At 62.7% G+C, this 24,025-nt stretch carries 18 protein-coding genes; 3 read left to right on the top strand and 15 right to left on the bottom strand.

Features of this window, described 5'->3' with window-relative positions:
* Positions 1-9 precede the first annotated feature (9 nt).
* The 3 genes from CKW37_RS30515 to CKW37_RS30505 form a co-directional block, all read right to left on the bottom strand.
* Positions 10-1,713 (bottom strand): alpha-keto acid decarboxylase family protein, encoded by a 1,704-nt coding sequence (locus CKW37_RS30515; protein WP_095159822.1) that lies wholly within the window; start codon positions 1,711-1,713, stop codon positions 10-12.
* Positions 1,710-3,479 (bottom strand): FAD-dependent oxidoreductase, encoded by a 1,770-nt coding sequence (locus CKW37_RS30510; protein WP_143502169.1) that lies wholly within the window; start codon positions 3,477-3,479, stop codon positions 1,710-1,712. Before CKW37_RS30510 ends, CKW37_RS30515 begins: the two co-directional genes overlap by 4 nt.
* A 242-nt stretch (positions 3,480-3,721) precedes the next feature.
* Complete coding sequence (locus CKW37_RS30505; RefSeq protein WP_095159821.1) at positions 3,722-4,999, bottom strand: bifunctional O-acetylhomoserine aminocarboxypropyltransferase/cysteine synthase; 1,278 nt, start codon at positions 4,997-4,999, stop codon at positions 3,722-3,724.
* 174 nt (positions 5,000-5,173) lie between these two features.
* Between CKW37_RS30505 and CKW37_RS30500 the strand changes: the two genes are divergently transcribed.
* Positions 5,174-6,637: a SulP family inorganic anion transporter gene (locus CKW37_RS30500; protein ID WP_095159820.1), complete on the top strand. Its 1,464-nt coding sequence runs from the start codon at positions 5,174-5,176 to the stop codon at positions 6,635-6,637.
* Positions 6,638-6,704: 67 nt separating this feature from the next.
* Here CKW37_RS30500 and fusA read toward each other — a convergent pair whose 3' ends face one another.
* The 10 genes from fusA to CKW37_RS30450 all read right to left on the bottom strand — a co-directional run bounded on the left by fusA (position 6,705) and on the right by CKW37_RS30450 (position 21,034).
* The gene (fusA, locus tag CKW37_RS30495; RefSeq protein ID WP_095159819.1) at positions 6,705-8,810 is read right to left on the bottom strand and encodes an elongation factor G; all 2,106 of its coding nucleotides are present in this window, start codon (positions 8,808-8,810) and stop codon (positions 6,705-6,707) included.
* 119 nt (positions 8,811-8,929) lie between these two features.
* Entirely contained in the window at positions 8,930-9,958 is a 1,029-nt protein-coding gene (locus tag CKW37_RS30490; protein WP_256587895.1) for a DUF6708 domain-containing protein, read from the bottom strand.
* A 92-nt stretch (positions 9,959-10,050) separates the two neighbouring features.
* Entirely contained in the window at positions 10,051-11,067 is a 1,017-nt protein-coding gene (locus CKW37_RS30485; RefSeq protein WP_095159817.1) for a DUF6708 domain-containing protein, read from the bottom strand.
* The gene (locus tag CKW37_RS30480; RefSeq protein WP_095159816.1) at positions 11,067-13,643 is read right to left on the bottom strand and encodes a T6SS effector BTH_I2691 family protein; all 2,577 of its coding nucleotides are present in this window, start codon (positions 13,641-13,643) and stop codon (positions 11,067-11,069) included. Before CKW37_RS30480 ends, CKW37_RS30485 begins: the two co-directional genes overlap by 1 nt.
* Before the next feature lie 12 nt (positions 13,644-13,655).
* Complete coding sequence (locus CKW37_RS30475; protein WP_095159815.1) at positions 13,656-14,528, bottom strand: DUF4123 domain-containing protein; 873 nt, start codon at positions 14,526-14,528, stop codon at positions 13,656-13,658.
* Positions 14,528-16,645 (bottom strand): type VI secretion system Vgr family protein, encoded by a 2,118-nt coding sequence (locus CKW37_RS30470; protein WP_095159814.1) that lies wholly within the window; start codon positions 16,643-16,645, stop codon positions 14,528-14,530. Before CKW37_RS30470 ends, CKW37_RS30475 begins: the two co-directional genes overlap by 1 nt.
* A 261-nt stretch (positions 16,646-16,906) precedes the next feature.
* Positions 16,907-18,073 (bottom strand): Gfo/Idh/MocA family protein, encoded by a 1,167-nt coding sequence (locus CKW37_RS30465; RefSeq protein ID WP_095159813.1) that lies wholly within the window; start codon positions 18,071-18,073, stop codon positions 16,907-16,909.
* Positions 18,070-18,516, bottom strand: coding sequence for a type II 3-dehydroquinate dehydratase (gene aroQ / locus CKW37_RS30460; protein ID WP_095159812.1), 447 nt, complete (start codon positions 18,514-18,516; stop codon positions 18,070-18,072). The genes CKW37_RS30465 and aroQ overlap by 4 nt, the downstream gene beginning before the upstream one ends.
* Positions 18,517-18,531: 15 nt before the next feature.
* On the bottom strand, positions 18,532-19,902 hold the full coding sequence (locus tag CKW37_RS30455) for an MFS transporter (RefSeq protein ID WP_095159811.1): 1,371 nt from the start codon (positions 19,900-19,902) through the stop codon (positions 18,532-18,534).
* 79 nt (positions 19,903-19,981) lie between these two features.
* Positions 19,982-21,034: a Gfo/Idh/MocA family protein gene (locus tag CKW37_RS30450; RefSeq protein ID WP_095159810.1), complete on the bottom strand. Its 1,053-nt coding sequence runs from the start codon at positions 21,032-21,034 to the stop codon at positions 19,982-19,984.
* A gap of 85 nt (positions 21,035-21,119) precedes the next feature.
* On the opposite strand from CKW37_RS30450, the gene CKW37_RS30445 reads away from it, so the two are divergent.
* Positions 21,120-22,061, top strand: a complete 942-nt coding sequence (locus tag CKW37_RS30445; protein WP_095159809.1) for a LysR family transcriptional regulator — start codon at positions 21,120-21,122, stop codon at positions 22,059-22,061.
* Here the strand turns inward: CKW37_RS30445 and CKW37_RS30440 are convergent.
* Together CKW37_RS30440 and CKW37_RS30435 are read right to left on the bottom strand one after the other, a co-directional pair.
* Entirely contained in the window at positions 22,058-22,636 is a 579-nt protein-coding gene (locus CKW37_RS30440; protein WP_256587894.1) for a TIGR04211 family SH3 domain-containing protein, read from the bottom strand. The two genes, CKW37_RS30445 and CKW37_RS30440, sit on opposite strands and share 4 nt — an antisense overlap.
* A 231-nt stretch (positions 22,637-22,867) precedes the next feature.
* Positions 22,868-23,278, bottom strand: a complete 411-nt coding sequence (locus CKW37_RS30435) for a hypothetical protein (RefSeq protein ID WP_095159807.1) — start codon at positions 23,276-23,278, stop codon at positions 22,868-22,870.
* Between the two features lie 181 nt (positions 23,279-23,459).
* Here CKW37_RS30435 and CKW37_RS30430 point away from each other — a divergent pair, with 181 nt between their 5' ends.
* Positions 23,460-23,957 (top strand): PaaI family thioesterase, encoded by a 498-nt coding sequence (locus CKW37_RS30430; RefSeq protein ID WP_095159806.1) that lies wholly within the window; start codon positions 23,460-23,462, stop codon positions 23,955-23,957.
* Positions 23,958-24,025 lie beyond the last annotated feature (68 nt).

The following is a 24,025-nucleotide window of genomic DNA, read 5'->3' as shown; positions in this document are numbered from 1 at the left end:
ACGAACTCCTTACTTGCTCGGTTTTTTCGGCGGCCTTGCCAGCCGGTCGATCTGGATGGCGAGGTCTTTCTCGCTGATTTTCACTTCCACGAGGGCCGGGCGGTCCTTCAGCGCCAGCAGGTGCGGCAGCAGCTCCTGCAACTGGGCGACGGTCTCGATGCGGTAACCCAGCGCGCCATAGCCTTCGGCCAGCGCCGGGTAGTTCAGGCTCGGCAGGGTATCGAACGGGGCGAACTGGCCTTCCGGGTCGAACGCATCGATATCGACGAAGGCCTGCTCGATGGCATACACCTGGTTGCTCATGACGAACACCAGCGCGTTGACCTTGTTGCGCGCCAGCGCCGCCAGCGACTGGGTGACCATCATGAAGCCGCCGTCGCCGGCCACTACGATCGGCCGCCGTCCGCTGCCCAGCGCCACGCCCAGCGCGCAGCCGGTTTCATGGCCGAGGGAGCCCCAGATGGCGTCGGAGAGGAAGCTGTCGCGGGGCATGCCCTGGATGTTGCTGGACACGTACAGCGACGAGCTTTCACCGAGGATCAGCGTGCTGGTTTCCCAGACGCGATGTTCCTGGGCGAATTCCACCAAAGTGTCGAAGAAGTTCGCGTAGCTCAGCGCGGCATCGGCATCGGCATTGCAGGTGCGCAACAGCGCTTGCGGGGCGGTCAGGGGAACATCGTGGCGCGGGAAGCGCCCGTCCAGGTCCAGCGCCTTGAGCAGCGCGTCGACGTAGTCCGGCAGGCGCACGTTGGGGTAGTAGTCCGGGCCGGTGCGGGCCAGGTCGCAGTTGACCTGGATGATGCTGTCGAAGCGGGTGTTGAGCAGGTCGAGGTAGTCGTCGGTGAAGATCACCCCGATCGCCAGGATGCAGTCGCACTCGTCCACCGCCTTCGAGGTTTCCAGGCGCGAGGCCGGGCCGGCGAAGGTGCCGATGAAGGCGTGCTGGCTTTCGTCGAGCACGGTCTTGGCGTCCAGGGTGCTGCTGAACGGCAGGCCGAGGCCGTCGATCAGCCATTGCACCTGGCCTTGCAGGTCATAGCGCATGACTTCCACGCCTAGCAGCACCAGCGGCTTTTTCGCCTGGCCCAGGCGCTGCACGGTGTTGGCCACCAATGCCTGCAAGGCGTCGTGGTTGGAGGGCCGCGGTTCCGGGCTCAGTTGGCCGTGGGGACGGGCGCATTCCAGGCTCCAGACGTCCTGCCAGGCTTCCAGGTAGACCGGCTGGCGATGGGTGATTGCGGCGATCAGCGCGCTGTCGATCTGCCAGGGCGCCTGGCGGGCGTCGGAGAGGATCTCGCAGGCCACGGTGACCTGTTCCAGCACATTGCGGTCGGCTTCGAAGTTGCCGGTGGAGTGGTGGAACAGCACGTTCTGGGTTTTCGCCTGTTCGCGGTTTTTGGTCGACGGGCTGGCGGAAATCACCACCACCGGGTTGCGCTCGACGAAGGCACCGGCGATGGCGTTGACCGCGCTGAAGGTGCCCACGCCGTATTGCAGCGACACCGCGCCGAGGCCGTGAACCCGCGCGTAGCCATCGGCGGCATAGCCGGCGCCCATTTCGAAGACCTCGCCCACCGCATCGATGCCGTCGAAGGCTTCGAGGGCATCCATGAAGCCGGACACGTAGTCACCCGGCACCTGAAACACTTTGGTCAGGCCCAGTTCCTTGAGCCGGGTCAGCAGGTAGTCGGCAACGCTGAACTCGACGCTCATGGTTTGATCCCCGTGTAGGCGAACTCGGTGACGGCTTCCAGGGTGCCCGCGCAGTCTTTGCATGGCAGCGGCGCCGGGTCGACGATATCGGTCGGGCCGGGTTCCGGCAGCAGTTGATAGGCCGCTGGCAGCCAGCTTGGCCGGGCCAGGCCGAAGAAGTCCTGCAGGGTCGATTCGGCGGTGGTCAGCGCGCCTTCGACCCAGCCCTGGCCGTAGGAATAGGCTTCACCGACGATGTACACCGCCTGCTCCTGCACCGGATGGCGCATGTTCTGGATGATCAGGTCGAGGCGGAAGTTGGCTTTCCATTCGTGCCAGCCGCCGCCGTACGGGTCGGTGTCCCAGGCGTGGTAGACGGCGGAGTAAGGCGCCGGCAGTTCGACCTGATCGTGCAGCGAGGTGACCTGGCGCTGGGCGATACGGACCATCTCGTCGCTGACCTGGTTCTGGGTTTTCGGCACGATCTCGTTGGCATCGACGCGGCCCAGCAGGCTCTTGGGCTGGTAGCCCTCGAACGGCAGGCCGCCTTCCAGGCCCTTCCAGAACGGCACGGTGCCGATGTCGTTGTAGGAGGCCATCAGCAGCGAGTTGAGGCTCGGCTCACCACCGTCCTGCTCGCACTCGGTGCCCATGTAGTAGCACTGGCGGATCGGCAGGTCGGTGACCGAGCGGCCAGCCACCAGGCCGAGGCTGCGCCACCAGGGTTGTTCGTAGGCGAGGAACAGCTTGAACGCCGATTGCACCAGCACCGAACCGAGGTTTTTTTTCAGCCATGGGTCCTGGAACAGCGGCGACTCGATCAGCTCCAACGAACGCCGCGGCATGGCCAGGATTACCTGGCGGGCGTGGACGATCTGTTCCGGGACGTCGAGGTCGGTGGTGGTGCCGTCGATCGTCTGGGTCGGCTGGAAGTGCAGGCGGTACGGGTATTCGGTGTCATCGCTGTATTGCAGCGACGCCAGGCGGCGGTTCAACTGCACGCGCTGTTCGCCAGGGACCAGGCCGCCGGGCACGGCCTTGAAGCGTTCGTTGAGGGTCAGCGGCAGGGTCTGGAAGCCGGTTTTCAGGGTCAGGAACTTGGTGTCGTCGCTGTATTCGGTGGCGGGCAACTGGGTCACGGCGCTGGCGTTGGCGACGTTGGCCTCGTAGCCACCGGCGTCCTTCATGAACTGATAGCCCTCGTTGCTCAACACGCGGTAGAGCAGGTCCCAGAAGCCATAGCGCCAGATTTCCTTGCCGAACACCTTGACCTGCATCTGGTCGGCCAGGCTGAGCTGGTCGAAGCCGGGATAGATGCTGTTCATCACCTTGACTTGCAGGTCCTCGGGGCCGAAACCGCGCTCGGACCAGGCCAGGTTGTAAGGGATCTTGTCCGGTGACTCGGTGAAGTCACGGAAGCGGAAGCGCTGGCCACGCAGGTAGAACAGGTTGTTCTTGGCGCCGACCGGATGGTCTTCGGGCTGCTCGTTGCCCATCGGAAAATCTTTCTTGGGCAGTTCGAGGAAATCCACCAGCTTGTCGACCATGACGTGGCCACCGGTGTCGTCCTCGGTGGCCGGCATCCAGCGCATGCCGCCGACTTCAGCGACGACATTGGGCAGACCGGGGAGGGTGATGCTGAAGAGCCGGCCACCGATGCGGTCGCCGTATTCGAACAACTGGATTCGCTGATGATCGCCTTGGGCCTCTTGCAGGCGCCACGCGCTGTAGGTTCCCGATACACCGCCGCCGATGATGGCGACATCCAATGGCTGGGTCTGACTCATCGCCTATATCCCTATGTTGTGTGGGCAAGGATTTCCATGCGGGAGGCAGTATTGACGAGCTTGGTGACAATGCCAATCTGCTATCACTGATTTTTTTGCAGGTGATCGCGGACGCGGCGAAGGCCAATGAAACCGCGGCTTTGGCGGGAAATTTGGTATGTGCGCAAGGTAACGCGGGCGGGCCGCTCAAGCTCGCGCCCGCCGTCATTATTGGGAGGGGCGCAGCCTGGGGTCGCGAAGGCTTACAGGCGGCTGGCGTCGAGGGCCTGTTGCAGGTCGGCGATGATGTCGTCGCTGTGTTCGATACCGATGGACAGCCGCACCATGTCACGCGGTACGCCGGCTTTTTCCAGTTCTTCGTCGTTCAACTGGCGGTGGGTGGTGGAGGCCGGATGGCAGGCCAGGGACTTGGCGTCGCCGATGTTGACCAGGCGCACCACCAGTTTCAGCGCATCGATAAAGCGTGCGCCGGCTTCCTGGCCGCCCTTGATGCCGAACGACAGGATCGACGCGGGCTTGCCCTCGGTGTAGCGCTTGGCCAGTTCGTGTTCCGGATGGTCCGGCAGGCCGGCGTATTTCACCCAGGCAACTTGATCGTGCTGTTGCAGGTAATGGGCGACTTTCAGCGCGTTCTCGGTGTGGCGTTCCATGCGCAGGGCCAGGGTTTCCAGGCCTTGCAGGATGAGGAAGGCGTTGAACGGCGAGAGCGCGGCGCCGGTGTTGCGCAGCGGCACCACGCGGCAGCGGCCGATGAACGCGGCGGGGCCGAAGGCTTCGGTGTAGGTCACGCCGTGGTACGAGGCGTCCGGGGTGTTGAGCAGGGCGAAGCGCTGCTTGTGATCGGCCCAGGGGAATTTGCCCGAGTCGATGACGATGCCGCCGATGCTGGTGCCGTGGCCGCCGATGTACTTGGTCAGCGAGTGCACGACGATATCGGCGCCGTGTTCGAACGGCCGGCAGAGGATCGGCGTGGCCACGGTGTTGTCGACGATCAGCGGCACGCCGTGCCGGTGCGCGGCATCGGCCAGCGCCTGGAGGTCGACGATATTGCCCGCCGGGTTGCCGATGGACTCGCAGAACACCGCCTTGGTGCGCTCGTCGATCAGCGCTTCGAGGGCGGCGATGTCGTCGTGCGGGGCGAAGCGGGTCTGGATGCCGATCCGTGGCAGGGTATGGGCCAGCAGGTTGTAGGTGCCACCGTAGAGCTTGGCGACCGAGACGATGTTGTCACCGACTTCGGCCACGGTCTGGATCGCATAAGTGATGGCGGCCATGCCCGACGCCACCGCCAGCGCGCCGACCCCGCCTTCGAGGGCGGCCATGCGCTGCTCCAGCACATCGTTGGTGGGGTTCATGATCCGCGAATAGATATTGCCGGCCACCTTCAGGTCGAACAGATCGGCGCCGTGCTGGGTGTCGTCGAAGGCGAAAGAGGTGGTCTGGTAGATCGGGACGGCGACGGCCTTCGTGGTCGGGTCCGGGCTGAAACCCGCGTGGATGGCCAGTGTTTCCAGCTTCATTGCAGTCATTCCTTGAGCGTGGGTGGAGCGGGCGAGCATGGGGTGGCGGGTTTGAATGGTCAATAGCCGCAGGCGGTGTAGGGGATTGAGTGGCTCCCACAGGGTTCGCGGCGCTGTTGTGAATCCGGTAAGCTCGCCAGCGCTTTTTCCTCGCCTCACCCCACGGAATCCCCGATGTCTCAAACACACCCCAAATCCCGGGCCCTGCGTATTCGCAGTGATGTCCTGGCCGGCCTGACCACTTCTTTTGCGCTGGTGCCCGAGTGCATCGCCTTTGCCCTGGTCGCCCACCTCAATCCGCTGATGGGCCTGTACGGCGCGTTCATCATCTGCACCCTGACCGCGCTGTTCGGCGGCCGCCCGGGCATGGTCTCGGGAGCAGCCGGCTCGATGGCGGTGGTGATCGTCGCGCTGGTGGTGCAGCAGGGCGTGCAGTACCTGCTGGCGACGGTGTTGCTGGGCGGACTGTTGATGATTGCCTTCGGCCTATTGCGCCTGGGCAAGCTGGTGCGGCTGGTGCCGTATCCGGTGATGCTCGGCTTCGTCAACGGCCTGGCAATCGTCATCGCCATGGCGCAACTGGAGCACTTCAAGGACGGCGAGTCCTGGCTGCAAGGCCCGTCGCTGTGGCTGATGCTCGGCCTGGTGGGGCTGACCATGGCAGTGGTGTACGTGTTGCCGCGCCTGACCCGCGCGGTGCCGCCGGCACTGGTGGCGATCCTCGGCGTCGGCATGCTGGTCTACCTGTTCGACCTGCCGACCCGCACTCTCGGCGACATGGCCCATATCGCCGGCGGCCTGCCGTCGTTGGCCCTGCCGCAAGTGCCGTGGAACCTGGAGACGCTGCGGATCATCGCGCCTTATGCGGTGCTGATGGCCCTGGTCGGCCTGCTGGAAACCCTGCTGACGCTGAACCTCACCGACGAAATCACCGAAAGCCGTGGCCACCCGGACCGCGAATGCGTGGCCCTCGGCGCGGCCAATATCGCCTCGGGGCTGTGCGGCGGCATGGGCGGTTGCGCGATGATCGGGCAGACCGTGATCAACCTCAGTTCCGGTGGTCGCGGGCGCTTGTCCGGGGTGGTGGCGGGGGTGATGATCCTGCTCTTCGTGCTGTTCCTCTCGCCGCTGATCGAGCGCATTCCGCTGGCGGCGCTGGTGGGGGTGATGTTCGTGGTGGCCCAGCAGACCTTTGCCTGGGCCTCGTTGCGGGTGCTGCACAAAGTGCCGCTGAGCGATGTGCTGGCGATCATCGCGGTGACGGTGGTCACGGTGTTCACCGATCTGGCCACAGCGGTGCTGTTCGGCATCGTTATCGCGGCGATCAACTTCGCCTGGCAGCAGGCTCGGGAGTTGTATGCCGACAGCCACCTGGAAGCCGATGGCAGCAAGCTGTACCGGATTCACGGGACGCTGTTTTTCGCCTCCAGCACGCCGTTTCTCAACCAGTTCGACCCGGCCAATGATCCGGCACAGGTGACGCTGGATTGTCAGCATTTGAGCTTTGTCGATTATTCGGCGATCGCCGCGTTGAAGACCTTGCGCGAGCGCTACGCCAAGGCGGGGAAGCATCTGCGGGTGGTGCATTTGTCGGAGCGGTGCAAGCAACTGTTGAAGCGGGCGGGGGCGGATCACTGAGTTTCTCTAACGGGCCTCATCGCTGGCTTGTCGGCGCGCCGAACTGCAGCGATGAGGCCCCGGAAAACTACCCCTGCTTCTTGATAATCACATCGGCAATGCTCGCCGGCGCCTCCGCGTAGCGGACGAATTCCATCGAATAACTGGCCCGGCCCTGGGTCATCGAGCGCATGTCGGTGGAATAGCCGAACATTTCGCCCAACGGCACTTCAGCCCGTATCACCTTACCCGCTGGGGTGTCTTCGTTGTCCTGGATATGCCCGCGGCGGCGGCTCAGGTCGCCCATGATGTCGCCCATGTATTCCTCCGGCGTCACCACTTCCACTTTCATCACCGGCTCCAGCAGCACCGCGCCGCCTTTCTGCGCCAGTTGCTTGGTGGCCATGGAGGCGGCGACCTTGAAGGCCATTTCGTTGGAGTCGACGTCATGGTACGAGCCGTCGAACACCGCGGCTTTCAGGCTGATCAGCGGATAGCCCGCGACGACGCCGTTCTGCATCTGTTCCTCGATCCCTTTCTGGATCGCCGGGATGTATTCCCGCGGGACCACGCCGCCGACCACTTCGTTGACGAACTCCAGCCCTTCCTTGCCTTCCTCGCCGGGGGCGAAGCGGATCCAGCAATGACCGTACTGGCCACGCCCGCCGGACTGGCGGACGAACTTGCCTTCGATTTCGCAGGTGTTGCGGATCTTCTCGCGGTAGGCCACCTGCGGCTTGCCGATATTGGCCTCGACGCCGAATTCACGGCGCATACGGTCGACGATGATGTCCAGATGCAGCTCGCCCATGCCGGAAATGATGGTCTGCGCGGTTTCCTCATCGGTCTTGACCCGGAACGACGGGTCTTCCTGGGCCAGCTTGCCCAGGGCGACGCCCATTTTTTCCTGGTCGGCCTTGGTCTTCGGCTCCACCGCCACCGAGATCACCGGGTCGGGGAAGTCCATGCGTTCGAGGATGATCGGGTGCTTGATATCGCACAGGGTGTCGCCGGTGGTGACGTCCTTCATGCCGATCAGCGCGGCGATATCGCCGGCGCACACCGCCTTGATTTCGGCGCGCTGGTTGGCGTGCATCTGCACCATGCGGCCGACCCGCTCCTTCTTGCCCTTGACCGAGTTGAGCACCGCGTCGCCGGAACTGAGCACGCCGGAATAGACCCGGGCAAAGGTCAGTGTGCCGACGAAGGGGTCGGTGGCGATCTTGAAGGCCAGGGCCGAAAACGGCTCATTGTCGTCGGCGTGGCGTTCCAGGTGCTTGTCTTCGTGGTCCGGGTCGGTGCCGTTGATCGCCGGGATTTCCGAGGGCGCCGGCAGGTAGTCGATCACCGCGTCGAGCATCAGCGGCACACCCTTGTTCTTGAACGACGAGCCGAGGATCGCCGGGACGATTTCGTTGGCCAGGGTGCGCTGGCGCAGGCCGGCCTTGATCTGTTCGTTGCTCAGTTCGATGCCGTCGAGGTAGAGGGTCATGAACTCGTCATTGGCCTCGGCGGCGGCTTCGATCATGTGCGCGCGCCATTCGTTGGCCAGCGCCTGCAGCTCGGCGGGGATGGCTTCCTCGCGGTAGCTGGTGCCCTGGTCGTCCTCGTTCCAGTAGATGGCTTTCATCTTCACCAGGTCGATCTGGCCGAGGAAGTGTTCCTCGGCGCCGATGGCCAACTGGATCGGCACCGGGTGGTGGCCCAGGCGCTGGTCGATCTGCTTCACCACGCGCAGGAAGTCGGCGCCCTGGCGGTCCATCTTGTTCACGTAGGCCAGGCGCGGCACATGGTATTTGTTGGCCTGGCGCCAGACCGTCTCGGACTGCGGCTCGACGCCGTCGGCGCCGCTGAATACCACCACCGCGCCGTCCAGCACGCGCAGCGAGCGCTCCACCTCGATGGTGAAATCGACGTGGCCGGGGGTGTCGATGATGTTGAAGCGGAACTTGTCCGGAAACTGCTTGGTCGAGCCCTGCCAGAATGCCGTGGTCGCTGCGGAGGTGATGGTGATGCCGCGCTCCTGCTCCTGGGCCATCCAGTCCATGGTCGCGGCGCCGTCATGCACCTCGCCCATTTTGTGGTTGACCCCGGTGTAGAAGAGGATGCGTTCGGTGGTGGTGGTCTTGCCCGCGTCGACGTGGGCAACGATGCCGATATTGCGGTAAAGCTCGATGGGAGTGGTGCGCGCCATGAGGGGTCACCCGTGCTTCATGCAGGTAGGAAAGAGCGGGCCGAGAGATGTGGCCCGGGTCTTTCCACGGTAGCAGAGGCTGGGCGTTGTGTTTGGGCGGGCGCCGGGTGGTGGTGTCATCAGCGCCCGGCGTCCTCGATGGACTTGGGGAACCGTGGCTCGTAGCACAGCAGCAGTGACAGCCAGTGGCCGATGGCGTGGATCGGGATGGTGGGCCATAACAACAACTCGAGCGGCCCCGATCCCCTGAATGTCGAGGCCGCCTTGAGTGAGAGCAAGGGTGAAGGGAATTTGCTGATGAGTTTCTGCGGCGCTGGCGCGGCGTTGGGGCTGATCTCCATATAACGCCGAATGTATTCCCAGAACGCCATCAACTCGCCAGCGTTGCTCGCGCGCTTGCCGACAAAGGTTAACTCGATGTTGTCAGTGGGTGAGCCTTGCAAATCTGTGCCATCGCCCTTATTCCAGGCTAGAACGACAAAGCCTCCTGACTCGTCCAGGTCAATCAGGCTCTTGTCAACGATCATCTGGGTTTTGTCCCAGTTCATTATGCGGATACCACCCAGATGCTCGGGACGCAGCAGATAAACCTTGCGAGTAATACGGTTGAAGCGAACGATGACGCGACGGGCGGTGAAAGACTCCAGGCGAAGAAAGCGGAAGGTGTACTTCAAAATGAGTAAGAGCACAGTCGAACAGAGCAGTACATAGAAAATTAGAGTGAAATACTCAGTCGTTGATAGTGGAGTGTTTTCGCGGCTAGTCCCGCTGATCAGTTGCTCCACCCAAGCGGTATAAATATCAGAAAGCACCAAGATACTTATCCAGTAGAGGAAACCAAATCCCAGAGTTAGCGCGCCTCTTTTTTCATCGCTAGGCGTGCGGAGGTCAATATAGGTGTCGTTATGCGCGTAAAGCGATGAGTTATCGTGTATGTGGTCCGACGCTGACTCGTTCACTCCTTCCGGTGCATAGAATCCTGGCTGTCGCTGTTGCTGTTTTTGCTGCTCGAGCTCCGCTATGACCTCTTCTTGACTGTTTATTTTTTTTAGCCACTGGAAGCCGCGCTCTAAAAAATACATCAGAGAAACCTCTCTATTTTTGACTGCATAATTGTGATTTCCTTTTTCGGTCCAGACTTTGTTCATTGCGAAGTTTCAGGTGGGCAGATAAAACAGCAGGCGCTTGGATATCAAACTTTCAGTCAGCGCGCCGTATGACAGTTCTATTCGAGGGGCTGCTATCGTGCTTCCCAATCGGAAATATCAGCGCCCGCATCTTCGATGCTTTTTGGGAACCGTGGCTCATAGCACAGCAACAAAGATAACCAGTGGCCTGTGGCGTGAATCAGGATGACGGGCCATAGCAGCAGGTTGAGCAGTACGAAAATGCGCAGTTCGCGTTGGCGCAAGAAGCTGGTGTCCAGTCCCCAGGCAGCTTTGAGCGAGAGCCATGGCCAAGGGAACTTGCAGATGAGTTTTTCCGGTGCCGGTGCGGCGGCGGGGCCGTCTTCCATGTAGCGGCGGATGTATTCCCAGAAGGCCAATAGTTCGCTGGCGTTGCGGGTGGGTTTGCCGATGAAGGTCAGCTCGATGTTGTCGGTCGGAGTGCCCTGCAAATCCACGCCATCACCCTTTTCCCAGCCCAAGATGACATAGCCGCCCGTGCCATCCAGTTCGCTCATGTTCTTGTCGACGATGACCTCGGTTTTGTCCCAGTCCATGATGCGGATGCCGCCTAAGTGCTTGGGGCGGAGCAGATAGACCTTACGAGTGATACGGTTGAAACGGATGATGATGCGGCGGGCGGTGAAAGACTCCAGGCGAACGAATCGGAGGGTGTACTTCAAGAAAACACCAAGCACTACCGGCCAAAACAACGGAAATAACGTGAGGATGAAATAATCGGCGATGGTTAATGATTTTCCGTCGTGGCCGTAACCAGGGATTATTTTTTCAGCGGAAATGATCGCCATCGCGAAAAACATATAGGTTATGAATCCGTATATCCATCCAAGAAATATAGTAATTATTCCTCTTTTTTCGTCGTTGGGTGTACGAAGGTCAATGTATGTGGCGGTATATTTATAAAGAGATGAGTTCTCGTAGGTTAACTCTGAAATCGACTCCCTTACGCCCTCCGGTAAATTAAGCTCTTCCTGTCCCGGTTGGCGCTTTTGATTAAGCGCACTTTCCGTGGCCTCTTCATAAGTGATTAGCGTCTTGGACCATTCAAAACCTCGCTCTAAAAAATACATTAAAGTGTATCCTTTACCGCGTTCTGCATGGTTTTGATTTCCTTTTCTTCGGTTTCGGCAGTTTTATTGGTGCGTTCCTTGCGAAATGTACAATGGTCAAAGTAGCGCTGCAGTGAGTTGGGAAGTAGGAAAGTTTCAATCAACATCAATGCCAGGAACACTATATTTATACGGAAGAACAGGCGAAGCATCAGTGCCATGCGTGCAGCCAGGGCAGACGAGCCCTGCAAACCAAAGCTGACAGCCTTTCCAAAAAATGTCTGGGTTCCGTATTTCTTGAGTAGGTATTCAAAAAATGGCTTCGCGTACGCTAAACCGACAGTAATCGACAGGGTTGCAGCGCCGAGTTGCGTTGTTGCGCGTAAGGCGTAAAGACCAGCAAGCGAGTATTTGCCGAAACGCCAGTTATCAAGTGCATCCTGACCGTCATACCATGCGCCCACAAACCCAGCCGCTCCTGCCAGAATCCCAGCCCCCAACCGCAATTTACCCCCAAACACCTTGGCTCCCTGCCGAAGCGCGGCATTCTCACTGCGCTCACCAAACGCCACCGCCGCAGCAGCTATTTCGATGCCCACAGCGGTGAGAGCCACCACCGCAGACACCGCCTCGATGTACTGCCTGCTGTTCTTGTCCTCGACAGAGAGGCGGTTGTATAGGTTCCACAGCTCCAGCAACGTCAAGACACTGCCCAAGCGCATTTCTGTCATGGGCCCACGGCTTCCGCCGCGCAGTGCATCGTCGAAGCTGCGGGTCGCGGCGCGGTCGATGCGCGCCGCTGCGCCTCGGCTCAGGGGCTTGCCGCCGCGTGTCTCAAAATGAATTTTTTTGGCGTAGCGCCCCATCTGGGCATGCAGGAGCGTCATCGCGACCCGGTTGGCCGCCTTGTCCAGCACGGTCGCGGGCTTGTTCTGGAACAACGAGTTGCCCAGGGTGTTGATCAGCATCGCGCCGCCCACCAGGTAACTGGAGGGCGGCCCGCCAGTCCCTTCGGCCAGTGCGTCCATCAGGGCATGACCCCTGTCGTAGAGCACGACGAGCTTTTTCATCCGGTCCTGCAACGCCGCGGAGTCGAGGTCTTCGAGGAGGCCGCGCTCGTTGAACAGGGTGCCGACCTCGGCTTCGGCCGCCTGCTGGTTCTGCGCCAGCGACCGCCAGTACAGGTTTTCTCGGGATACGTCCGCTTCGCGCCAGCGCTCGAGCAGGGCCTGGCCGGCCTCGGTGCCGTTCATTCCGGTCATGGCCTTGCCCATCTGGTCTTCGAACAGCAGAGCCTGTTCCGTGTCGTTGCGGTCGAAGAGGTCTAGGACTTGAAGCAGTTGTTCGCTCTGTAGCCAGAGCAGGTGATCCTCGGTGCGGGCATCGCGAGCCGTATCGGCCTTGTCGACCTCGGCTCGGTAGCGCTTCAGGAAGTCCTGACGCATGTGCTCGTCAATGTAGGGGGCGTACTTGTCCCAGCTCTCGGCGCGCTGGCTCTTGAGTTCGGTTTTGTATACCTCTTGCTGGTGCACGGGATTACGGAAGGTCCGGTAGTTGCCCGATGACTGCACCACCACGTGGCGATTGCCCGCCTGATACTCAGGGTCCGTGTAACGCACACCGATGTGCTTCTGGAGCTTCTGATTCTCGTGGTAAGTGACCTCGGCCTCGTCTTCCAGCAGCTTCCTGATGTTGTCGATGGCGAAGGCGATGGTGAATTTGCGGTGGTTGTCGACCTTTTCTTCGTCCTCCTGCGCCATGAAGGCTTCGAGCGAATCGCTGCTCGCGTTGCGCCAGGCATTGAGTTCCTGGACGACACCGAGCGCGTCGTTCAAGACGACGGCCACTCCGCGCTGTGCCTTGCGATCGGCATCGGGCCGCATTTCAGCGAGCAACGCCTGGCGTGGCGGTGGAAACAGGGGGGCGAAGGCTTGGGACTTCAGGTGTTCCTTGAGGGCCGGCTTGCTGTCGGAGGCATATTCCGCGATGAGTTCGAGCGCGTCATGGGTGAGCACGTTGTCCATACGCGGCGGCTCTGCTGATATCAGCTCGGCGACGTCCACCGAGGTCATGGTGCTGCGGTACTTTTGCTGTTGCCGGTATTTGTCGCGCACATTTTTGGTCAGCGGCACAGGGCTGTAGAGAAAGCGCAGGTCTTCGATGCTGTCCATGTCCTGGATCCGCAGCATCCAGCTCAGCCCTTTGACGCCACCGTCCCCGGTAAAGGGCGGTTTAGCCGGTGCCCAGGGCTGGTCGGCATCGATGAATTCGAGGCTGGCGAGGTCGGACACGCGGTACTGACTATGCCAGGCGTAGTTGGCCTCCTTGCGCCTGATGAGGACGTACAGAAAGCCTTCGCGCAGGGGGCGCAGGGCATAGGCGGACTCGCTGAGCCGGCCGACCTTTGACGGTTGGCTGAAATACGCCGACAGGAATGGCAGTTGTCCTCTCTGGCTGGCAGTACCTCCGACCGCACCATAGCGCAGGGGCAGGAAGGAAAATGTTCGGGTACAGGAGGGGACCGGGCCGGGGTTCAGGTTCGCCACAAACGTGTTGCTTTTGTCGCAGAGTTCGAAGGTTTCCTTCCAGCTGTACATGATGGGACCCACTCAGGAATGTTGGAAAAGGCGTTGTTTGAGCGCTTGCGCGAGGGGCTTGGCATCGTCCCGAGCGTCTGTCAGGGCGGCTTGCCACGCAGCGTTTGTGCGCAGGTCCGGGCCATGCCGGGTCAGGAAGATGACGTAGTCCTTCTGGTCTGCCGGTCGGTGCAAACCGCACTGCCGTGCCTCGGCCAGCAACTGCTGCACCCGTGCCAGCCGGATTGCGTGGCCGTTTTCAGTCTTCCCAGGGGTCCACTCTTGCTGAAGCAGATCGCACAACTGAAAGCGCAGCGAACTTCCCGTCAACGCATCCCAACAGGCTTGGTCCAGCCGGATGGGTGGGATGCCGTAATGGTCCGGTCGGTTGTGGCCCTCGTATTGCCGCCAGGCATTGCGTTTATCGTGAGGTTCCAATGCCCACCATGAATGGATGGGCGCTAGCAATTCGGCGATACCGGGCAGGTCATGGCGGGCCTGTAGCACGGGAAATGCTTGCTCGCTGTAAAAGCGCAACAGGAATGAAGCGCCATCCGGTCCTCGGGCAGTGGCGGCCTGGCCGAGATGATTGGCGAGCCTGGACGGCTCCAGGGCGCTCACCAGCCAGGCGCAGGGCACATCGCCTGCGATTTCGACCAAGGTACAGTGGAAGTCGTACTGGCTATCGAGGCTCAGGTGTTCACCGGAGGAGAACAACCAAGGGCCGATATCCCGAAGATTGGCAAAGCACTGCTGGTAGAGGATCGGGTAGGCCGTTTGCGCGAATCGCTCGATCAAGCGTTGACGCGCAGGAAGCGGCACGCGAGCCATTTCCACGATGGCCGTCAAGCGAAGGTTCGGTGCTTTATGGAGCTGGCCCATCAATTCTTCTGCAAAAGGCGACATCAGGCGGTCTCTCCGTCCATGGGAATCAGGCTGCGCCCCTCGGCCATAGCCTTGAGCAGGCATCCCACGCAGACGGGTTCACCCGTCACTGGAACGCCGGTCATGACGATACTGTTGCTGCTCCCGGCTGCACTCATCGTCATGGGGGCAAGCTCGCGGATCGAGATGCCATCGATGGTTATGCCCGCGCCATCGATACGCAGCGTGCCGCCCGGTGCCTTGATGATCACAGCTTCGGACGCATGGATTTCGTGCACCTTGGTGTGCTGCGTAATGCTCTGGCCAGCCTGCACCGTGACGTCCCCTTGCACCTGCTGGTCCAGATGCCCGCCGATCTCCACCCGCTGATTGGCAGCGGTCTTGTCCAGGCGGTTATTGCCGACCTGTTCGGTACGGTCCTGGGCGGTGGTGATGGTGTGATGGCGGCCAATGCTCAGTTCGTCGTCCTGGCCGATCTGATGCCGCCGGTTCACGCCGATGACCACTTGCTCGTGATTGCCCACCGTGTCCTTGCGGTCGTGGCCGATGGTCAGGGTTTCGTCGTTCTCGACCTGCTCGCTGCGGTCATGCCCGACAAAGGTGGTCTCGTCATTCTTGACCACATTGTTCTGGTCCCTCTGCGCATGGATGAACACCTCTTCCTGCCCGGCCTCATCCTCGAAACGCAGCTCGTTGAAGCCGTCGCCCTTGTGGGTCTGGCTCTTGAGGGTCATGCGGGTCTTGTGCTTCGGCAGTTCGTAGGGCGGGCGCTGCAGGGCATTGAAGCCCCGGCCGGTGATAACAGGCTGGTCCGGGTCGCCGTCGAAGTTGCTGACGATCACTTCCTGGCCAATACGCGGAATCGCCATATGGCCCCAAAGCGCACCGGCGATGTTCTGCGATACGCGGATCCAGCAGGAGCTGTGTTCGTCCTCGTTACCCTCGCGGTCCCACGGGAACTGCACCTTCACCCGGCCGAATTCGTCGCAGTAGATTTCCTCTCCGGGCGGGCCAACTACTTTCGCCGGCTGCGGGCCGTCAATACGTGGTTTGGGCAATGCCTCGGCGCGCCATTCGGCATCGTCCGGCACCAGGATGGCGGTGCAGTTGTAGTGGGTGCCCTGGGTGGCGTCGGCGCTGTCCTCGCCCTGGCTGACGTATTGCGTGCCGCGGTGCTCCAGGCGTATCGGGCGCCAGCCGCGGTTCAGGTCTTCGCGCGGGTGGCCGACGAGGTCGAAATAGATGCCCGGCACCAGCCGCGCGTCGTCACCTTCGGTGATGACCTGACAGGCCTCGCCGCGCAGTCCGCGCAGGCGATCACGGGTGAAGGCCTCGCCCACTTCGCCCTTGTAGCGGCCGGGATAGTCGTAACGCTCGTAGTTCTTGGCCTGGTGCGCCAGGTCGGTGGCTTCGCGCCGGGTTTGCTGGTTGTACAACGGGTTCTTGAAGCTGTAGTCGCGCTGGGTCTGGCGGGCGCTGCGCACGTTTTCGGTGTAGGTGAAGCTGTGCAGCGCCGGACCCGGACGATCGCCGCCGGGCCTGGGGTTGTATTCAACCGGCAGGCCGGGCTGCTTGCCGAAGATCCACAGGCGGTCGCAATGGACCAGGCGGTGGCCTTCGGCGCTGTGCAGGAAACCGTAGAAAAAACCTTCCTCGCGCATGATGCGTTCGACGAAGTGGTAGTCGGTGTCACCCGCCTGTACGCAGTATTCCCGCGTTTCATGGGCGTTGGTGATGCGTTGTTCGTAGTCCAGATCGAGGGCGTGCTTCTTGAGCATCGCGGTGGCGATGTCGGGCACGGTGAGGGTCTGGAAAATGCGCCAGTCCGAGGCCAGTCGCAGGCGGGCCAGGCGCGGTTCGACGACAGCGCGGTAGCGGGTGCGGCGAAAGCCGGTCTCGCCTTGCTGGAACGAACTGACCGAGCCGTGCACATAGCGCACGGGCTGGCCGCCTTGCCAGAGGGTGAGCAGGGCCGGGCGGTCGAGGACCTGGCCAAAGTCGACGGCGGAATTGGCGCAACTCAGGTCGACTTCGAGGCGGAAGGTCTCGGAGAGGCCTTCGGTGAGGTGGAACTCGACGACGTCGAAGTCGACGGCGCCGGCGGTGAAGGTGAAGCGCAGGTCGGATAGGGCGGGCATGCAGTGCTCCCTGCAACTGCGCCCCCAACGCCAGTTTCAGCGTGGGGGCGCATGTGGACAGGTATCCACCAGGGCGCCAGCCAGGTACTTGCTGGCCGCTGACCGCAGGGGATTGCCTGAGGAATGAATTCCGCAGAAATCCTGAATGCCGGTCAGCGGCGGGTATATAGGAAAAATCCCAATTAAATGGATGAAATAGCTGCGCTTTGGAAAAGCGACCGGCATTGCGGGTCAGCGGCAGAAACAATCCTCGCGCAATACTCAGGCGACCTCAGTCCAGCGCCCCTCCGCCCGATCCGACTTCACGCAGGCATCGATAAAGCTCATCCCGCGCAATCCATCCTCGGCCGTCGGGCACAGCAGCGACTGCGCGCTCGGCGCCCGTTGCTCGCGACGGGCGCGAATGCGCTCGGCCGCTTCGCTGTAGATATTGGCGAACGCCTCCAGCAAGCCCTCGGGCTGGCCAGCCTTGATCCGCGTCGACAACCGCGCCGATTCGCTCAGCCAGGCTTCGCCACGGCGCAGTATCTGGTGCGGCTGGTCCTGGTAGCGCACTTCCAGACGCTCCGGGTCTTCCTGGTGCCAGTACAGCGAGCCCTTGGAACCGAACACGCGCAGCTGCAGACCATGGCGATGCCCGGCCGCGACGAAGCTGGCCCAGAGCATGCCGCGCGCGCCGTTGCCCAGGCGCAGTTTGACGTGGGCGTTGTCATCGCTGACGCGGCCCGGCACCAGGGTGCTCAGTTCCGCCGAGACTTCGCTGATTTCTTCGCCGGTGACGAAGCGCAGCAGTTGATGGGCGTGGACGCCGACGTCGGCCAGCACCGAAGACGCGCCGGACTGCGCCGGGTCGGTGCGCCACATCAGGGCCTTGGCGCCTTGCTGTTCCAGCGGGTGGGTGCCGAAGGCGCTGGCGTGTTCGACCTGGACCAGGCGCACGTCGCCAATCACACCGCTGGCGATCAGTTCGCGGGCTTCGCGGATCAGCGGATAGCCGCTGTAGTTGTGGGTCAGCAGGTGCAGTGCCGGGCCACGGCGGACCCGCTCCAGCAGGGTCTCGGCTTCAGCGAGGTTGGCCGCCAGCGGCTTGTCGCTGATGACGTCGATGCCCTGGTCGAGGAAGGCCAGGCTGGCCGGTACGTGCACTGCGTTCGGCGCCATGATCGCTACCGCGTGGACGCCGTCTTCGCGGGCTGCTTCGGCCACGGCCATGCTCTGGAAGTCCGGGTAGATGCGGTCTTCGGCAATGCCGTAGGCCTCGGCGGCGGCGCGGTTGCGTGCCGGGTCGCGGGCGAAGACGCCGGCCACCAGTTCGAACTGTCCGTCCAGGTGCGCGGCGTAGCGGTGGGTGGAGCCGATGGACGATTCCAGTCCACCGCCGACGAAGCCCAGGCGCAGGCGTTGAGTGGGGTTGCCGAGGGTTTTCATGCTTGGCTTCCTTGCAGTTGACGGGCGAAGTGGGTGATGGCCAGCGCGTAGCCGTGGGTGCCGAAACCGGCCAGCACCGACTGCGCCACCAGCGACACATACGAGTGATGACGGAACGACTCGCGGCGGTGCACGTTGGAGATGTGCACTTCGATCACCGGCACTTCGGCGGCGATCAGCGCGTCATGGATCGCCACCGAGGTGTGGGTCCAGGCGCCGGGGTTGATGACGATGCCGGCGACGCGGCCGCGGGCCTGGTGGATCCAGTCGATCATCTGGCCTTCATGGTTGGTCTGCTGGAACTCGATGTTCAGGTCGTGGCTGGCGCCGGTGGCGCGGCACAGCGCTTCGACATCGGCGAGGGTTTCGCGGCCGTAGACCTCGGGCTGGCGCAGGCCGAGCATGTTCAGGTTGGGGCCATTGAGTACGAGTAGGGTTTGCATGGGGAGAGCTTCCGGTCAGGGGGTGGTGCGCAGGGCCTGGGCCCGCTGCGCGTCATAAGTGGTTTTGTCGAGGGCCACGGCGTCGTGCTTGCCGAGTTGGTCGAGCGGCGTGCGGAAGGTTTCCGGCGCGCTCCAGGCGGCGATGGCCGAGATGGCGGTGACCACGCAGGTGATGGCGCCGATCAGCAGCGGTACGTTGTCCGAACCCGGCGGTGCCACGGCGGTGAACAGCGCCGGGAGCAGGGCGGTGATCATGTAGCCGATGTTCTGCGCCACGGCCATGGCCGACACGCGGTAGTGGGTCTGGAACTGCTCGGGGAAGAAGCTCGGGAAGATCGCGTTGTAGCCCTGGTAGATCGTGCCCCACATCAACAGCGACGCGGCGAAGGCCAGCGGCACGCTGTGGATGCTGATGGCGTACAGGTAGACGAAGGACATCAGGCCGCAACCGATGGCCGCGCCGATGATCAGCGGACGCCGGCCGATGCGGTCGGAGAGGTTGCCGACGAAGGGAATCACCAGCACCGCGAGGATGTTGCCGACCACCGGGATCCACAGGTACACGCTCTTGTCGAAGCCGACGCCGTAGGCTGGCTGCACCGCATAGGCGGCGCCGAAGATGGTGGTCACCACCGGGATCACGTTCATCAGCGACACGCCGAACACCACCAGCATGCCGTGCCAACTGTATTTGAAGGCTTCACGGATCGGAGAGCGGGTGCGGGCGACGTTTTCCACTTTCTGCACGAAGGCTTCCGGCTCCTTGACCTCGCGGCGAATGATGAACGCGGCGATCAGCACGGCGGCGCTGAGCAGGAACGGAATCCGCCAGCCCCAGCTATTGAAGGCTTCTTCGGGCATGAAGTAGGCCAGCGGCAGGAAGATCGCCGCCGCCAGCACCTGGCCGGCCTGGACGCCTTGCAGGGTGAAGCTGGCGAAGAATCCTCGGCGTCCGGGCGGCGCGTGTTCCAGGATCATCGAACTGGCCCCGGCGATCTCGCCGGCCACCGCGAAGCCCTGGATCAGCCGCAGCACCACCAGCAGCGCCGGTGCCCAGTAGCCGATCTGGTTGAAGGTGGGCAGCAGGCCGACGGCGAAGGTGGCGATGCCCATCAGGAACATGCACAGCAGCAGGACATTCTTGCGCCCGCGGGTGTCGCCCCAGTGGCCGAGCACGAAGGCGCCCACCGGGCGCGCCAGGTAGCCGACGCCGTAGGTGGCGAGCGAGGCGATGATCGCCAGTTTTGGATCGCCGGCGGGGAAGAATATCTGCGGGAAAATCAGCGCCGCAGCCTGGGCGTAGATGAAGAAGTCGTAGTACTCTAGGGCGGAGCCGACCCAGCCGCTGGCGGTGGCTTTCTTGGTTTGGTGGGTGTTGTGGGCCATTTGGGGTCCCTTTCTTGTTGTTATTAGATGGTCTTCAGGGCCTCATCACTGGCAAGCCAGCGATGAGGTCTCCAAGTTGTTACAACTGCTCGGTTGAAACAATCTGCCCCGTCCGCGCCGCTTCACTGATCGCATCGACAATCTGCAGATTACGCAAACCATCCCGCACGCCCACCAGCGGCTCGGCTTCGCCACGGATCACCTGGCAGAAATGCGCCAACTGACGCTCCAGTGGATCCGCTTCATCCAGGCTCGCGACAGCCGTCTCGAACGGCTTCCACCACGAGCGGTCTTCGCGTTTGTCGTAGTACTTCAGGCGCATGGTCGGGATCGACAGCGAGCCCTGGGTGCCGGCCAGCACGTAGCAGTCTTCGTCGTCGTAGCTCGGGTAGTCGCGGTTTTCCCGCGAGGTCTGTTCCCAACTGCGGGCGCAGCCGGCGGTGTCGGAGAGCATGAAGGTGCCGAGGGCGCCGCTGGCGAAGCGCAGGCTGATGGACACCGTGTCTTCCACCGGGAAACCCCGGGTGGCGCTGGAGGCCTGGGCCTGCACGGCGACGATCTCGCCGCACAGCGAACGCAGGTTGCCGATCTCGTGAATCATGTTGATCAACACCGGGCCGCCACCCGCCTGGCGGCGCCAGGGCGCGGCGTCGAAGTAGTCGTCGGGCTTGTAGAACAGCGCGCTGCCCATCACCGCCACCAGATTGCCAAGCACGCCTTCGGCGATCACTTCACGGGCCTTCTGCAGGATTGCGCTGTGGGCGCGGTGATGGCCGACCAGCAGTTTCGCCCCGGCCTGCTCGGCAATGGCCAGCAGGCGCTTGCCTTCTTCCAGGGTGTGCGCCACCGGTTTTTCGATCAGCGCGGGAATGCCGTGGGCGACGCAGGTCAGGGCGCCTTCGACGTGCAATTGATTGGGGGTGGCGAGGATCACGCCGTCCGGGCGTTGCGCGGTCAGCAGGCTGTCGAGGTCGCTGTACAGCGGCACGCCGAGGCTGTTGGCGAAGGTCGCCGTGGCGGGCAGCGGATCGACGATCGCGGCCAGTTCGCAGTCGTTGCTGGCCTGGATCAGTTCGATATGACGGCGGCCGATCAGGCCGGCGCCGGCGACGGCAATGCGAATCTTCTTCATAGGTCTCTCTTGTTGTTCTGGCTTGTGCGACAAGGCAGGTTTTGTGAGAGGCTAAATAAAAAGTCCCAGGAGATAATCGGGCGTAATGAAGAATCAGAATGTGCTCACAGCGAATAATGAACCGCTGCTGCGGGACTTGCAGTTGTTCTGCGAAGTGGCCCGGCGCTCCAGTTTTATCGCCGCCGCCAGCGAGACCGGGTTGTCGCCGGCCCATGTCAGCAAGCGCATCGCCACGCTGGAGGAGCAACTCGGGGTCAAGCTGTTCAACCGCACCACGCGGCGGGTCAACATCACCAGCGATGGCGAGGCGGCGTTCGTCTGGGCGCAGAAGATTCTCGAGGACGTCGGGGCGATGGTCGATGCGCTGTCCGGTGGCCAGCGCGAACCGCAAGGCACCCTGCGGCTGTGCACCAGCCTGCGGTTGGGCCGCGAACATATCGCGCCGATTCTGTCGCTGTTGCGACGCCAGTACCCGGCGCTGGAAGTGTGGGTGGAGTTGCTGGACCGGCGGGTGGACCTGATCGCCGACAACTTCGACATCGATATCCGCGTCGGCGAAGTGCAGGAGAAACACCTGATTGCCCACCGCATCGCCGAAAGCACCCGGGTGCTGGCGGCGGCGCCGGAATACCTGGCCCGGCGCGGCACGCCCAAGGTGGCGGCGGACCTGGCCCAGCATGACTGCCTGCTGTTTCGCAGCCGCGACGACCGTTTCGGCGTGTGGCGCCTGCTCGGGCCCAATGGCGCCGAGACGGTCAAGGTCACCGGTCCCATGGCCTCCAACCACAGCGACATCGTCCGCCAGTGGGCCCACGACGGCCACGGCATCATCATGGCCTCGCGCTGGGACGTGGCCGGCAGCCTGGCCAGCGGCGCGCTGGTCCAGGTGCTGCCGGCCTGGCATCAGCCGGCGGATATCTGGGCGGTGACGGCGGTGCGCTCGTCCAGTTCGGCGAAGGTGCGGGCGTGTGTGGCGTTTCTGCGTGAGCAGTTGGCCAGCGGGCCGTACTCGTTGAGCGGCAATTAAACCCAGCCGCTGTTGCGTTTGCGGCCGCGGCTGAGCATCGGCAGGATCAGGCCCGCCAGCAAACCGGCCCCGGCGATGCCGCCGCCGTAGACCATGTAGCGCATCAGCACCTGTTTGTTCTCGTCACCGAGCCTGGCCTGGGTGTCGCGCAGTTGCGACTGGGCCTCGGCCAGTTCCTCGTTGAGCGACTGGTTGCGGGCCTGCAATTCGTCGATCAGGGCCTTGCGCGAGTCCAGGGTCTCTTGCATGCCCTGGACCCGGGTTTTCCAACTGTCGTCGATGGTTTTCAGTTGCTCGTCGAGTTGCGCAACCCGGGCGGTGAGTTGCGGCAGGTGTTCGGCCTGGCCGGGGACGTTCTGCAGGTCGCTGCTGGCGATCCACACGACATCGCCGGATTCGCCACGGACCTGGCTGTAGTTGCCCTGGGTGGTAAGCAGTTGAACCTTCTGTCCGGATTTGAGCGTGCCGACCAGCCGGTGGCCGTCGGTCGGGCCGCTGCGCACGTAGGTGCTGAGGCTGTCGCTGACCCAGCGATCATCGCTGGCGGGCGCTTCGGCGTGGGCGAGGGCACTCATGAACACACCGGCGAGCAGGGCGGGAAGCACGGCAGAGCGTGCGCGGAGAGGGCGAAGCAGGCGCATGGTTATCTTCCCCGAGAAGAAAAAATGAAAACCGCCGGCCGCATGCCTGCCGCCAGCGCAACGAAGGGTGAGAAAGGGGATAACCGTTGGACGTCCCCGCGGGCTTGTCTTTGTAGGAAATCTCGACAAGCCACCAGCGCAAAGACAGTTTTTATCGCATCAGGTTCACTGACCGGCCTGCCATTGGGCGAAACGCAGGTCCAGGCGCGGCTTGAGCAGGTCGTACTGGTCCCAGCTCGCCGCGGGCTCGGCGTCGCTGTTCAGCAGCTCCTGCAGGTCGCAGGGCAGGGAAGGGGCTTGCAGGCTCAGGTAATGGGCGGCGAAGGCGTTGCCCGATCGGTTGAGGTCTTCGTCGACCAGCAGGCCGTCGCAGCACAACTGGAAAAAGCGCGCGGGGGTCATCAGGCGTTCGCCCAGGGCCTGGATCTCGGCGTCGTAGTCGGCCTTGAAGTCGCGGCTGAGCAGGTTGCGGGTCACGCTCCAGGCGAGGAACAGTCCGGCGTACGGCGCACGGCGCGGATAACCGCAAGGCGAACCGTCATCGGCGTGGTGCCAGCAAGCATCATTAGCAATCATCGCAGCGGTCCTTGTTTTTGGATGGTTGGCTTGGCTGGGGGCTAGCTTACTCCTTCCTGGGATGGCCGGTCGCCATGTGAGACCTAATGACGCATCGGTGAGGACTTTGGTGGGTGTGTTGGAAAGGTAGGATGAGAGCGTTAACATCTGAACTTTCCTACAAAAACAAATCAGGAAACCCATGAATTCCCACGCTCTATCCCTTCAAGACCTGGCGGCGCCGGATGGCGTTTGCTACGGCTGCGGTTCGGCCCATCCCAGCGGGCTGCATCTGAAAAGCCACTGGGCTGATGACGGCATCCACTTGATCTGCACTCATGCGCCCGACAGCACGTTCTGCGGCTGGCCCGGCCTGGTCTATGGCGGTCTGCTGGCGATGCTGGTGGATTGCCACTCCAACTGGGCGGCCATGGCCTATCACTACCGGGCCGAAGGGCGCGAACCGGGTTCGCTGCCGCGTATCGACTGCGTGACCGGACATCTTGGCCTGACCTACCTGAAGCCGACGCCGATGGGCGTGGAGCTGACGCTCAAGGCGCGGGTCGAGGGCGAGGTGGGGCGCAAGAGCCGGGTGATCTGCGAGGTCTGGGCCGGCGATGTGCTGACCGTTACCGCGGATTCGGTGTTCGTGCGGGTGGATACCGAGCGGTTGAAGCAGAAGGCGCATGGGGAGGGCTGACTGACGCAGTCTCAAAGACATTTGCTCTCAAAGGAAGGACCTGGCAGCCAGCAACAAAACCCCCGGCA

This window comes from Pseudomonas sp. Irchel 3E13, assembly GCF_900187455.1.
GTDB lineage: Bacteria > Pseudomonadota > Gammaproteobacteria > Pseudomonadales > Pseudomonadaceae > Aquipseudomonas.
Note: the sequence above shows the minus strand (reverse complement) of the source record. Positions and strands in the feature narration are given on the sequence as shown.

What these genes read in the sequence shown, in the direction of transcription:
- CKW37_RS30515 (WP_095159822.1), bottom strand. Translation starts at nt 1,713, where the DNA reads ATGAGCGTCGAGTTCAGCGTTGCCGACTACCTGCTGACCCGGCTCAAG.
- CKW37_RS30510 (WP_143502169.1), bottom strand. Translation starts at nt 3,479, where the DNA reads ATGAGTCAGACCCAGCCATTGGATGTCGCCATCATCGGCGGCGGTGTA.
- CKW37_RS30505 (WP_095159821.1), bottom strand. Translation starts at nt 4,999, where the DNA reads ATGAAGCTGGAAACACTGGCCATCCACGCGGGTTTCAGCCCGGACCCG.
- CKW37_RS30500 (WP_095159820.1), top strand. Translation starts at nt 5,174, where the DNA reads ATGTCTCAAACACACCCCAAATCCCGGGCCCTGCGTATTCGCAGTGAT.
- fusA (WP_095159819.1), bottom strand. Translation starts at nt 8,810, where the DNA reads ATGGCGCGCACCACTCCCATCGAGCTTTACCGCAATATCGGCATCGTT.
- CKW37_RS30490 (WP_256587895.1), bottom strand. Translation starts at nt 9,958, where the DNA reads ATGAACAAAGTCTGGACCGAAAAAGGAAATCACAATTATGCAGTCAAA.
- CKW37_RS30485 (WP_095159817.1), bottom strand. Translation starts at nt 11,067, where the DNA reads ATGTATTTTTTAGAGCGAGGTTTTGAATGGTCCAAGACGCTAATCACT.
- CKW37_RS30480 (WP_095159816.1), bottom strand. Translation starts at nt 13,643, where the DNA reads ATGTACAGCTGGAAGGAAACCTTCGAACTCTGCGACAAAAGCAACACG.
- CKW37_RS30475 (WP_095159815.1), bottom strand. Translation starts at nt 14,528, where the DNA reads ATGTCGCCTTTTGCAGAAGAATTGATGGGCCAGCTCCATAAAGCACCG.
- CKW37_RS30470 (WP_095159814.1), bottom strand. Translation starts at nt 16,645, where the DNA reads ATGCCCGCCCTATCCGACCTGCGCTTCACCTTCACCGCCGGCGCCGTC.
- CKW37_RS30465 (WP_095159813.1), bottom strand. Translation starts at nt 18,073, where the DNA reads ATGAAAACCCTCGGCAACCCCACTCAACGCCTGCGCCTGGGCTTCGTC.
- aroQ (WP_095159812.1), bottom strand. Translation starts at nt 18,516, where the DNA reads ATGCAAACCCTACTCGTACTCAATGGCCCCAACCTGAACATGCTCGGC.
- CKW37_RS30455 (WP_095159811.1), bottom strand. Translation starts at nt 19,902, where the DNA reads ATGGCCCACAACACCCACCAAACCAAGAAAGCCACCGCCAGCGGCTGG.
- CKW37_RS30450 (WP_095159810.1), bottom strand. Translation starts at nt 21,034, where the DNA reads ATGAAGAAGATTCGCATTGCCGTCGCCGGCGCCGGCCTGATCGGCCGC.
- CKW37_RS30445 (WP_095159809.1), top strand. Translation starts at nt 21,120, where the DNA reads ATGAAGAATCAGAATGTGCTCACAGCGAATAATGAACCGCTGCTGCGG.
- CKW37_RS30440 (WP_256587894.1), bottom strand. Translation starts at nt 22,636, where the DNA reads ATGAGTGCCCTCGCCCACGCCGAAGCGCCCGCCAGCGATGATCGCTGG.
- CKW37_RS30435 (WP_095159807.1), bottom strand. Translation starts at nt 23,278, where the DNA reads ATGATTGCTAATGATGCTTGCTGGCACCACGCCGATGACGGTTCGCCT.
- CKW37_RS30430 (WP_095159806.1), top strand. Translation starts at nt 23,460, where the DNA reads ATGAATTCCCACGCTCTATCCCTTCAAGACCTGGCGGCGCCGGATGGC.